Raw genomic sequence first — 12,275 nt, 5'->3', positions numbered from 1 at the left:
AAACCAAAATTAATAGATTTGATATTACAATTAAAGATAAGAATAAATTTCCTTCACAACATGGAGTGTTATCATGAAATATACATTTAATTTCATTTATCTACTAACCTTAGTTTTAATTGGAAATTCAGCAGTTGCAACAATATCTCCTGATATCAATCAAGTGAAAGTGATTAATATTGTCGAGCCTCTTGATAATCATATTTCATTTAATAGTTTTGAAACACTCTCATCTAATGAACATGGTTTAATTTTTAATAATGATATAAATGATAATCAAGCACTAGGCGGAAAAGCAGCTAAGTTGATATTAGCTGAAGTCACAGGAAATGAAGCAACTAACCTGAAAGGTGTGTTAGGGATAAAAGGCCAAATAGCTAATCTAGTGATAGCTAACCCTAATGGGATCACATGGAATAATGGTTCTGTAAGTAATATAAGCAGCTTATCGCTAGTCGCAGGAAATTTTGAAAGGCAATTTATTAAAGATAAAACAGATCCAAGTAAACTTATTCCTAAACCATTAAAAGACTATACTCAATTAAAGTTTTCAGTGTCTCCTAATAGCCAAGTTACAATCAATCACACTCAAGCAACCCCCATTCAACTTGCTAAAATCAACATTTTTGCCGATCGTATCAAGCTACAAAATGCAGTCAATATTACATCAGCAGTCCAAAACTATCTGAGCTCCTCTGGCCATGCCTCATTATCTATCAATGAAGGTGCACTTCGCTCTGGTAGCAAATTTAAATCGACCGCAATGCACAGCCATGGAAGCCATTTTGAGTTAGGTGAAAATGCAAAGTTAATGGGTCGCTCAATCCTATTAGAAAGCCATCAGTATCAGTGCAAAGATAGTTTTATGTGCCCACAAAATAAAATTGATATTAAAGGGTTAATAGAGGCAATGAATTTTTCATTACAGGGAGATAGCCAACTTTCTGTCACTGGTAGAATACGATTAGGAAGTAATCAACAAACTTTAGTTGGGCAAAATATGACTGATTAATAAAAGTTAAAAACTCAACAACTCATATCTGTAGCGACAAAGTTTCTCATTAAATTTATCAAACAAACAGCAGCCTCAAAATAAGGCTGCTGCATTTTCTTATATTATCTGCTTATTAATTACATCCAGACGAACCAAGCAAACAATGAAATAACGATAATACACGCTACGTTTAATACGGCGCCAACACGTACCATCTCTATCTGCCTGATATAACCTGAACCAAATACAATCGCATTCGGTGGTGTGGCCACAGGTAACATAAAGGCACAGGATGCGCCAATACCAATAATCATAGTTAGAACCATAACTGGCATACCTAGCGCTTCAGCAACCGTCGCAAAAATAGGTACTAACAATGCAGCACTCGCTGTATTACTGGTAAACTCAGTTAAGATAATGATAAAAGTGGTGACAGCGAGTATAATGATAAACCAATGGCTTTGACCAAATGTCATTTGCATCCAGTCAGCCATGATCTTACTTGCGCCTGACGAGCTTAGTATTGCACTAAGGGTTAAGCCTCCGCCAAACAGCATCAATACGCCCCACTCGGTATTTTTCTGAATTTGCGCCCAGCTAGCAACACCTGTGACACCAATAAGTATTGCAGCACTCACCGCTATAATGGTATCGAGATCTTTAACACCGCCTAATGCTTCGCTGATAAACGTACTGGTGATCCAGCAAACTACTGCTAATAAGAAAATCACCATTGCTGTAATGCGCTTGCCATTCCATTTCACATGTTCTAATTCTAATTCAAAACGATGCTTCAAATTTGGACGTAGCATCATAAACATCAGAACAAACATCATAGGCAACAGCACCACCATAATTGGAATGCCATATTTCATCCATGATAAAAAGTCTAAGCCCAGTGCCGAAGCTGCGATCGCATTTGGTGGGCTACCCACGATAGTCCCTAAACCACCAATACTCGCACTGTATGCGACACCAAGTAAAACAAATACAAAGGTATTACGTTCATGACGCACATCTAAGTTAGAGAGGATCCCTAACACTAATGGAAGCATCATTGCAGCTGTTGCAGTATTACTAATCCACATTGATAGTAATGCCGTCACACCAAATAACAGTACAACGGCAACGGATAAGCGACCACGCGCAACCATTAATAAACGGTTAGCAATTAATCGATCAAGCCCTTGAATATGCAGAGCTGTTGCTAAAGCAAAACCGCCAAAGAATAAGAAAATGATGGGATTAGCAAATGACTTGAGGGCATCCCCTGTATTCATTAACCCAAGCCCAACCGCTAAGATTGGAATACATAATGCTGTGATAGTTACGTGTATTGCCTCTGTTAGCCAAAGCACGCCAATAAATACCATCATTGCTAAGCCTGCATTCGCTTTATCATCAAATGGCAGATACTTTAAAAGTAGAATTAGCAATACGATATCAATAGCTAAAATAACCCAGCCCTTTACATTAGATGGGGTTGGTCCTACAGCGGGTTTTAAGGATTCAGACGCATCCATATTTGTTCCCTCGGCTGATATTAGTGCTATGCACCTCAAGCTCTTGTTAAGATTTATTTACAGTGGAGGGAATATAAAGTTAATTGAATGAAATTCAAATGTAGATGATCTAATTTTGAGATCTGAAACGCGCAATTAAACTATTTTTTCATTTGAAATACAAAAAACTATCGATTTTATCGACTAAATTTAAGGTAAAAAAATGGAGAGCCTAGGCTCTCCATTTCAATAAAAACTTAACATAAGTTAAATTATGCTTGGCCTTTAACTTCTTTCAGACCTTTAAATGGCGCACGGTCACCCAGCGCTTCTTCAATACGGATCAGTTGATTATACTTAGCAACACGGTCAGAACGGCTCATTGAACCCGTTTTGATTTGACCCGCAGCTGTACCCACTGCTAAATCAGCGATAGTTGCATCTTCAGTTTCGCCTGAACGGTGAGAAATAACCGCGGTATAACCAGCATCTTTCGCCATTTTGATTGCAGCTAAGGTTTCAGTCAAAGAACCAATTTGGTTGAATTTGATCAGAATAGAGTTAGCGATACCTTTGTCGATACCCTCTTTCAGGATCTTGGTGTTAGTTACAAATAAGTCGTCACCAACCAGTTGGATTTTGTCCCCAAGAACTTTCGTTTGGTATGCGAAACCATCCCAATCAGATTCATTCAGGCCATCTTCAATAGAAACAATTGGATATTCTTTAGTTAAGCCTTCTAAATAGTGAGTGAACTCTTCAGAAGTGAAAGTTTTACCTTCGCCTTTCAGCTCATAGTTGCCAGTTTCTTTGTTGTAGAACTCAGAAGCAGCACAATCCATTGCCAAAGTAACATCTTTACCTAAAACATAACCTGCTTGTTCAACCGCTTCTTTGATAGCAGCCAGTGCAGCAGCGTTAGATTCTAAGTTAGGCGCATAACCACCTTCATCACCAACAGCTGTATTCATACCTTTAGATTTCAGTACTTTTGCTAGGTGATGGAAAATTTCAGAACCCATACGAACAGCTTCTTTCAGGGTAGGCGCACCGACAGGCTGGATCATGAATTCTTGGATATCAACGTTGTTATCAGCGTGTTCACCACCATTGATGATATTCATCATTGGCAGAGGCATTGAATATTGGCCGTGAGTACCATTCAGATCAGAAATATGCTCATAAAGAGGCATACCTTTTGCCGCCGCAGCAGCTTTAGCATTTGCTAAAGACACAGCAAGGATCGCGTTCGCACCAAATTTAGATTTGTTATCAGTACCATCTAGATCAATCATGATCTTATCGATAGTCGCTTGGTCTTTGGCATTTTGACCAATCAGCGCTTCTGCGATTGGGCCATTAACTGCACCAACAGCTTTTAGAACGCCTTTGCCCAGAAAACGTGATTTATCACCATCACGCAGTTCTAGTGCTTCACGAGAACCTGTAGATGCACCTGATGGCGCAGCAGCTAAACCAACGAAGCCACCTTCTAAATGAACTTCAGCTTCTACAGTTGGGTTACCACGAGAATCAATGATTTCACGACCGATCACTTTAACGATTTTGGACATTAGGTTTTCCTCAGTACAAGTTAAATTGTGGGAGGTAGGCCATTAACCTACTTCGCCATATCTTATTTCAACTCACCTTTCTGGTAGCTACCAGCGGCTTTAACAAAACCTTCAAACAACGGATGACCATCTCTTGGTGTTGAAGTGAATTCAGGGTGGAACTGGCACGCCACAAACCAAGGATGATTTGGGTTTTCAATGATTTCGACCAGTTTATTATCTACTGAACGACCAGCAACTTTTAAGCCAGCCTCTTCAATACGTTTTAACAGTAGATTATTCACTTCATAACGATGACGATGACGTTCAACAATAGTTTCTTCGCCATACATACCACGAACCAAACTGTCTTTAACTAAATGACATGGTTGGCCACCAACACGCATGGTTCCACCGAGATCGCTCTCTTCAGAACGGACTTCAAGGTTACCCTCTTCATCGCGCCACTCAGTAATTAATGCAACAACTGGATATTTACAATTCGCATCAAATTCAGTTGAGTTTGCCCCTTCCATATTGGCAACATTACGTGCAAATTCAATCAGAGCAACTTGCATACCTAAACAAATACCTAAATAAGGCACTTTGTTCTCGCGTGCATAGCGCGCAGTCATGATCTTGCCTTCGATACCACGTTCACCAAAACCGCCCGGAACAAGAATGGCATCTAAGCCTTTTAGCAGATCAACACCACGAGTTTCAACATCTTGTGAATCAATGAGCTTGATATTAACGCTCAATCGATTTTTCAAACCACCGTGTTTCAGCGCTTCAATGACTGATTTATAAGCATCAGGTAATTCAACATACTTGCCAACCATACCGATAGTGACTTCGCCAGTAGGGTTTGCTTCTTCATAGATCACCTGCTCCCACTCAGCCAAGTTAGCTTCGCGGCAATCTAAGTTGAAACGCTTGCAGATGTATTCATCCAAGCCTTGTGATTTCAACATACCAGGGATTTTATAGATAGAATCGACATCTTTCAGTGAAATAACTGCTTTCTCAGGTACATTACAGAACAATGCAATTTTTGCACGCTCATTTGCAGGGATCACACGATCTGAACGGCAAATCAACACATCAGGCTGAATACCGATAGAGAGCAATTCTTTAACTGAATGCTGAGTTGGCTTAGTTTTCACTTCACCCGCAGCTGCCAAATATGGCACAAGGGTCAAATGTAGATACAAAGTACGTTCACGACCAACTTCCGCCGCCATTTGACGAATCGCTTCTAAGAATGGCAGTGATTCGATATCACCGACTGTTCCGCCAACTTCAACGAGAACAACATCATGACCTTCACCACCACGGATGATGCGGTCTTTGATTTCATTAGTGATATGAGGGATAACTTGAATTGTTGCGCCTAAATAGTCGCCACGACGCTCTTTACGCAGAACTTCTGAATACACACGGCCTGTGGTGAAGTTATTGCGACGCGTCATCTTAGTACGGATAAAGCGCTCATAATGACCTAAATCCAAGTCAGTTTCAGCGCCGTCTTCTGTTACGAAAACTTCCCCGTGTTGGGTTGGGCTCATAGTCCCCGGATCGACGTTAATGTACGGATCCAGTTTCATAATGGTAACATTGAGTCCACGGGCTTCGAGTATAGCCGCCAGAGAGGCTGCGGCAATGCCTTTACCCAGAGAGGATACGACCCCGCCGGTCACAAAAATATAATTAGTTTTCATGCTGAACCTGAAAGTTTAGGTTTAAAAGATGATGGATATAACAGGACGGGAAAGCAGTATACCCGAACCTTAATTTCGCTACAAACGATCTAAGCACGATAAGGTTAATTTTCATCTGTATCCCATTAATATCAGCAAGTTAAAAGAAAAAATATTTTTTAGCCCTCAGCTGGTTTGATTAACATCCAAGCATAAATATCGCTATCATTATGAACATTCAGCAAGTTAGGTAGATTTCAGTCCATAACTAAGTAACGTCACATTCAAAAGCAATTTAGCTTAAACTTAAAGGAAGTCGCATAGCCATATATCATTACTGAACCAGTATAATACATATTTCAGACTGGTGATTTTGTGTCAAAGTGCCTTCATGGCACTCAAAACAAACATTCCTGGCTGACTCTACACTCATCTATTCATCACTTAGATAGATTAGCATAGTTCTCAGAAAAGCTAAATCCTTTCAGCATTAAAGAAAGGGAATAATTATTGTTTTATATCAATCTAGTGAAACTTTGCTATTAAAAATTGAAAACAGTATCGTTATCACGGATTGTAAACCACGTTAATACTGTATTTTTCATATCAAAGATTAAATTGCATGCTGCATATTCAGGCTATGAGATCCAACTATTGAGTTGAAGATCAAAAACTCGATCGGCAGACTTTATCATTTCAGGACGATGGGCAACAAAAATGCGAGTAATTTTTAGAGAATTAATAGCTTCCGTTATTTTTGAAACTTCATCACAATAAATAGTCCACTTTCATTCATATAGCTAATTCTTAACATAAAGATCCCCCTTAGATAAATCCATAATAATAACTTTGTTGTTTAGATAACTCATACCTAATAATCCATCAAAATCGATCTCATCACTCGTGGCTGAAGGAACAATCATGGCTGGACTTTTTATAATTTCACCCTTTCTATTTTTCATGTAAAATTCAACTACTTTACAATCAGTATAGAGGAAATCAGGTGAAAAAGTATTACACCCTAATAATTTGACTCTATCAGGTAATTTGCCTTCAAAAAGAATCGAATGACTTGCCGCAGTATCTATAACAAAACGTAATGATTTTTTTTCAATCATAGTATTTATAACTAATCCTGATTTGGTTTTATTAACTGAATATAATGACCATGCATCAATATTTCTAGGTAAGGAATGTAAAATTTCAATTCTATTTTTTTCAAAATCCATCATAACAATTTGATTTTTAAACATCCCTAAACCTATTACCTCACTCTTAGGAAGTTCACCACCTATTGCTAATCCCCATGGTTTTAAATTGACGACCTCAAAATCACGAAAATATATATTAGAGATTTCTAATTGACTAATTTTTATAGAAGAAACTTTTTATTCCATTCCTGTAACATCAATAAATCGATGTACTTTTTCATCATTGATGTTATTTACATCATTATTTTTTAATTTATTAAAACTATCCAATTCTAAATGTAATCCAGAACTACTTCCTGTATCTAACATTAGTGTGTGTTTTTCATTTAAGAATACAACATCAACTAATGGAATACCTTTTTCATCATACCTTATATTCCAATATTTGTTGTTCTCGATAGCTGAACAACTCATAACATAAGATAATAATATCATAAGAAACTATTTCATTCGATACCCTCTATGCTTTTCTTATTTTCATTAATAAACAATAATATGTTAATTTCCCACAAATAAACCAATAGCTTTATACGCATTTTACAATGCATATATAATAAAAAACATTAAACCCTATAAAATACTTTTGAAATCAAAAAACTCGCTGCTCTTAAAAGACTTTAAAACGACATGTATTAATTAAAAAACTAATAAATTAAGCTAACATGTTAACTTAATTTATTAAATAACAATTAACTACAATCATAAGAAATCAATTTAAATTAGAAAACAATTTAATATCTATGATTATCTAAGTCGAATATAAGTGAATAACGAAAAAATAAACATTACTCAGCTAACTTAATCTGCTGCCAATGTTGCTCCATCTCTTCAAGTGTTGCCGTTTCAGTGGTTTTACCTTCTAGCGCCAGACGTGACTCGATTTGACGAAAACGCTTTTCAAACTTCTGGCAAGCCTTGTTCAGTGCCATTTCGGGTTTATGGCCTAGGTGTCGTGATAAATTCACAGTCGCGAACAGTAGGTCTCCGATTTCTTCTTCTAGGCGCTGTTCATCAACAACCACTTGAGTCGCTTCTTCCATCACCTCATCTAGCTCTTCGCGAACCTTATCGACCACAGGCCCCAGCGTATCCCAATCAAAACCCACTGACGCGCAACGTTTTTGAATTTTATAGGCTTTCATTAATGCGGGTAATGCACTAGGAATATCATCAAGCACAGAAAATTGTGCCTTTTGCGCACGTTCAACAGATTTACGCTTTTCCCATCCAGCTAACGCGGCATGACCATCAGGATGGTTTTCTGCATCAAAAATATGTGGATGACGATGTTCTAGCTTATCACTCACCGTTTGGCAAATTTCATCAAAATCAAATAATGACTGTTCTTTAGCCATTTGTGCATAAAATACGACTTGAAATAGCAGATCACCTAATTCCCCTTTTAAATCACTGAAATCCTCACGCTCAATGGCATCGATCACCTCATAGGTTTCTTCTAAGGTATAGGGAGCGATAGTTTTGAAGGTTTGTTGTGTATCCCATGGGCAACCCGTTTCTGGGTCGCGTAGCTTGGCCATAATTTCCAGTAAACGTTCAATTGGTGGCGTTGTTGAATTCATATTTTAACCTTTTAAGCATAAAAAAATCCCATGCATCAAAGGATAACATGGGATCTTAGATTATTACTAAAACGTATTATTGTGAGTGGCGCTTGGCTTCAATCACATCGGGCAGTTGATTGAGTTTCGCTAGCACTCTAGCTAAGACTTGTAGATTATAAATCTCAATTGTCATATCAATTGTTGCCAATTGCTGCTTAACATCGCTACGACTGCTCACACCTAATACGTTAACTTTTTCATTGGCTAAAATAGTGGTGATATCACGCAGCAAACCACTTCTATCATTTGCGACCACACGTACTACTAATGAATAACCACTTGAGTAGTTTTCACCCCATACTGCTTCAACGAGACGCTCAGGAGCATGACTTTGCAATTCGGCGAGCTGTTCACAATCAACACTGTGGATTGAGATCCCTCTGCCTTTGGTGATAAAACCAATGATATCGTCGCCTGGGATCGGTTGGCAGCAACGTGCAATATGGTGCATAAGATTCCCCACACCTTCGACCACCACTCGCCCACTGCTATTACTCTGTGACGCTGGACGCGGAGCTGCTGTTTTACTTTCCAGCGTCTTCATAGCTTCACGATCTGCTTCCTCAGCCGTCGTCTTCTTGAACTTACTTTGTAAGAAATTAACCAATTGATTGATACGAATATCACCACCACCAATACCGGCCAGTACTTCATCCAATGAATGTACGTTATAACGTGCTATCAGTAGTTTCTCGGCTTCTTTAATACCAATATCCAGATGGGCCAATTCGTTATCAAGTATTTGGCGCCCTGCCAGTATGTTTTTATCACGATCCTGTTTACGGAACCAATTGTGAATTTTGGCTCGTCCACGGCTGGTTGTCACATAACCTAAGTTTGGATTGAGCCAATCACGACTTGGATTTGGGTGTTTTTGAGTAATAATTTCAATTTGATCACCCATTTGTAATTGATAGCTAAATGGTACGATCCGTCCACCAATTTTCGCTCCAATACAACGATGCCCTACGTCACTGTGAATGTGATAGGCAAAATCCAATGGTGTTGATCCCGCAGGTAAATCAACCACATCACCTTTAGGCGTAAACACATACACACGGTCGTCAAATACTTGGCTACGGACTTCATCAAGCATTTCGCCTGAATCAGCCATTTCTTCTTGCCATGCAATCAGTTTACGCAGCCATGCTATACGGTTTTCATAACCACCACCTTTACCGCCAGCAGTCGCACCTTCTTTATATTTCCAGTGCGCCGCAACCCCTAACTCAGCATCTTCGTGCATTTGTCGCGTACGGATTTGTATTTCAAGTGTTTTGCCATTAGGTCCTAACACGACGGTATGGATCGATTGATAACCATTCGGCTTCGGGTTAGCCACATAATCATCGAACTCATCAGGTAAATGTCTAAAATGAGTATGCACAATACCCAGCGCAGCATAACAATCTTGTAAGCGTTCAACCACGATACGCACCGCTCGCACATCGAATAATTCATCGAAAGCCAGCGATTTTTTCTTCATTTTGCGCCAAATACTATAGATGTGCTTGGGGCGACCGTAAATTTCAGCTTGAATATGCTCTTTAAGCATTTTTTTACGTAACGTCACCACAAAGTTGTCAATGTAGTCCTCACGATCAATGCGGCGTTCATGCAGAAGTTTGGCAATTTTCTTGTACTCATCAGGATGTAGATAGCGGAAACAAAAGTCTTCCAGCTCCCACTTTAATTGCCCTATTCCTAAACGGTTAGCTAAAGGTGCGTAAATGTTTGAACACTCTTTAGCAGCCAATACCCGCTCATCTTCTGTCGCGTCTTTGACTTCACGCAAGTGCGCGATACGCTCAGCGAGTTTGATAACCACGCAGCGGAAATCTTCCACCATGGATAACAACATACGCCGGACGTTATCCACTTGGATAGAGCTGGTTTCGCCTGATTGAGTGGCTTTCAACTGGCGAATAGCATCCATTTCAAGGACGCCTTTAACTAAATCGTGAATAGATTGACCAAAGTCATCAATAACGGATTGGTCATCAAGTTTTTTTTCTTCAACTAAAGGAAAGAGGAGTGCGGCTTGTAAGCTGCCAATATCCATGCTTAGCGTCGAGAGAATTTCGGTCATCTCGATCCCACGCCATAATAATAATGGTGCAATTTCTTGCCCTGCTAATTTATCATGACAATATTGCCAGGTGTGGATAAGCTTTTGTTCTGATTGTGGATTATTTAGCCCTAACCCGCTCACCCACTTTTCGGGGGCGAACTCACCTGCTGGGGTAAGATGTGCACTTCTTACAGCAACCATATTTTCTCCTACCTATTATTTGGGCCATGTATAAACAGCGCCATTGATTCCAGATGACTAGTCTGTGGAAACATATCCAACATCCGCAGCTGTACTAGCTGATATCCGGCCTCAAGCAAAACTTTGCTATCCCGAGCCAATGTGGTCGGGTTACAAGAAACATAGACAATTTTTTCAGGTGCTAGTTTAACTAAATGTTCCATGACACCGGCAGCACCTGCCCGAGCAGGATCTAACAACACCTTATTAAACCCTTTTGCAGCCCACGGCTGAGTATGGATTTGCGCTTCTAAGTTTTCATTATAGAAGGTTGCATTAGCAATTGAGTTGCGCTGGGCGTTATTTTGAGCTTGTTTGACTAAATTTTCGACGCCCTCAACACCGACAACAGACTCAGCCAATCGTGCTATGGGTAAAGTAAAATTCCCCATTCCACAAAATAGGTCTAAAACACGATCATGAGGGCTGAGCTCCAGCCATTCAAGAGCTTGAGCAACCATCTTTTGATTAATTTCACCATTGACTTGAATAAAGTTTAGAGGACTAAACTGTAACCGCTCTTCAACAACCTGATATTCAGGAAGTACAGCGTTTTCATTCAATGGTTGTAAACTATCTTCATCACCAGCTAACCAAATAGAAACAGAATATTGTTGCTCAAAATCTTTGAGTTGTTGTTTATCAGATGGAGGGAAAGCCGCTAAATGACGGATAAGTACGATCAGGCAATTATCAGCGCGGATCAACTCAACATGGCCTAATTTCGCAGCTATTTTTAGCTGGTTTAAGCAATTTGATAATGGCTGAATGAGCTTATCTAAATCAGGATGTAGCACTGGGCATTGCTTGATATCAACTAGGGTATTGGATTGTGTTTGGCGAAAACCCATCACCAAATGTTGATTTTTGTGTTGATATTGCAATCCAAGGCGCGCTCGACGACGGTATCCATATGCCTCGCCGAAAATGACTGGTTGCGCTTCTTTTTGTAGCCCCGTTTCTCTCGCGATTAAATATTGTAATGCGTTAGCTTTGCTTGATCTTTGCAAAGCAATATCAATGTGTTGCTGCTGACACCCTCCGCATTGATTAAAATATCGGCAAAGTGGCTTCACGCGTGATGGACTGGTTGTCAGTCGTTTAACCACTTTGGCTTTTGCAAAACGGCTTTTTTCCTCAACTAATTCGATGATAGCTTGCTCATCAGGTAGCAGCCCTGCAACAAAAATTGCTTTACCATCAGAGCGGGTAACGCCTTGTCCGGCAGCATCTAGGCTATCAATAGTTACCGTGATTTGACGGCGTTGCGTGGTACGGCGATTTGGCGAGTAAAATTGGGCCATAAATTGTCACTACAAAGATTTAAATTTTAAAAATAGCGTTGTTAGCTCACTCAACAACGTAGTAAAAAGCGAGCTCAT

The 12,275-nt window shown here is 39.6% G+C and carries 9 protein-coding genes; 1 reads left to right on the top strand and 8 read right to left on the bottom strand.

Going from position 1 to position 12,275, the window contains the following annotated elements; genetic code table 11:
- Positions 1-73 precede the first annotated feature (73 nt).
- Entirely contained in the window at positions 74-1,012 is a 939-nt protein-coding gene (locus JI723_RS05535; RefSeq protein ID WP_319066330.1) for a two-partner secretion domain-containing protein, read from the top strand.
- Between the two features lie 119 nt (positions 1,013-1,131).
- On the opposite strand, the gene JI723_RS05530 is transcribed toward JI723_RS05535, so the two are convergent.
- From JI723_RS05530 to rlmD, 8 genes are all read right to left on the bottom strand, one after another.
- Positions 1,132-2,517 (bottom strand): SLC13 family permease, encoded by a 1,386-nt coding sequence (locus tag JI723_RS05530; protein ID WP_272580221.1) that lies wholly within the window; start codon positions 2,515-2,517, stop codon positions 1,132-1,134.
- 251 nt (positions 2,518-2,768) lie between these two features.
- A complete protein-coding gene (gene eno, locus JI723_RS05525; protein ID WP_070925187.1) occupies positions 2,769-4,070 on the bottom strand; it encodes a phosphopyruvate hydratase in 1,302 nt (433 codons plus the stop codon).
- Positions 4,071-4,132: 62 nt separating this feature from the next.
- Positions 4,133-5,770 carry a glutamine hydrolyzing CTP synthase gene (pyrG, locus tag JI723_RS05520; protein ID WP_070925188.1) on the bottom strand — a complete coding sequence of 546 codons (1,638 nt, stop codon included), beginning with the start codon at positions 5,768-5,770 and terminating at the stop codon, positions 4,133-4,135.
- A gap of 779 nt (positions 5,771-6,549) precedes the next feature.
- Positions 6,550-7,002 carry a hypothetical protein gene (locus JI723_RS05515; RefSeq protein WP_319066334.1) on the bottom strand — a complete coding sequence of 151 codons (453 nt, stop codon included), beginning with the start codon at positions 7,000-7,002 and terminating at the stop codon, positions 6,550-6,552.
- A 135-nt stretch (positions 7,003-7,137) separates the two neighbouring features.
- Entirely contained in the window at positions 7,138-7,395 is a 258-nt protein-coding gene (locus JI723_RS05510; RefSeq protein WP_319066336.1) for a hypothetical protein, read from the bottom strand.
- 350 nt (positions 7,396-7,745) lie between these two features.
- Entirely contained in the window at positions 7,746-8,540 is a 795-nt protein-coding gene (gene mazG / locus JI723_RS05505) for a nucleoside triphosphate pyrophosphohydrolase (protein WP_319066338.1), read from the bottom strand.
- A 76-nt stretch (positions 8,541-8,616) separates the two neighbouring features.
- Entirely contained in the window at positions 8,617-10,854 is a 2,238-nt protein-coding gene (gene relA / locus JI723_RS05500) for a GTP diphosphokinase (protein ID WP_272580224.1), read from the bottom strand.
- Positions 10,855-10,862: 8 nt separating this feature from the next.
- Positions 10,863-12,197: a 23S rRNA (uracil(1939)-C(5))-methyltransferase RlmD gene (gene rlmD / locus JI723_RS05495; RefSeq protein ID WP_272580225.1), complete on the bottom strand. Its 1,335-nt coding sequence runs from the start codon at positions 12,195-12,197 to the stop codon at positions 10,863-10,865.
- Positions 12,198-12,275 lie beyond the last annotated feature (78 nt).

It is taken from the genome of Providencia manganoxydans (assembly GCF_016618195.1).
GTDB classification, from domain to species: domain Bacteria; phylum Pseudomonadota; class Gammaproteobacteria; order Enterobacterales; family Enterobacteriaceae; genus Providencia; species Providencia manganoxydans.
This window is presented reverse-complemented; position numbering and strand designations above follow the sequence as displayed.

What these genes read in the sequence shown, in the direction of transcription:
- JI723_RS05535 (WP_319066330.1), top strand. Translation starts at nt 74, where the DNA reads ATGAAATATACATTTAATTTCATTTATCTACTAACCTTAGTTTTAATT.
- relA (WP_272580224.1), bottom strand. Translation starts at nt 10,854, where the DNA reads ATGGTTGCTGTAAGAAGTGCACATCTTACCCCAGCAGGTGAGTTCGCC.
- eno (WP_070925187.1), bottom strand. Translation starts at nt 4,070, where the DNA reads ATGTCCAAAATCGTTAAAGTGATCGGTCGTGAAATCATTGATTCTCGT.
- rlmD (WP_272580225.1), bottom strand. Translation starts at nt 12,197, where the DNA reads ATGGCCCAATTTTACTCGCCAAATCGCCGTACCACGCAACGCCGTCAA.
- JI723_RS05510 (WP_319066336.1), bottom strand. Translation starts at nt 7,395, where the DNA reads ATGATATTATTATCTTATGTTATGAGTTGTTCAGCTATCGAGAACAAC.
- JI723_RS05515 (WP_319066334.1), bottom strand. Translation starts at nt 7,002, where the DNA reads ATGTTTAAAAATCAAATTGTTATGATGGATTTTGAAAAAAATAGAATT.
- mazG (WP_319066338.1), bottom strand. Translation starts at nt 8,540, where the DNA reads ATGAATTCAACAACGCCACCAATTGAACGTTTACTGGAAATTATGGCC.
- pyrG (WP_070925188.1), bottom strand. Translation starts at nt 5,770, where the DNA reads ATGAAAACTAATTATATTTTTGTGACCGGCGGGGTCGTATCCTCTCTG.
- JI723_RS05530 (WP_272580221.1), bottom strand. Translation starts at nt 2,517, where the DNA reads ATGGATGCGTCTGAATCCTTAAAACCCGCTGTAGGACCAACCCCATCT.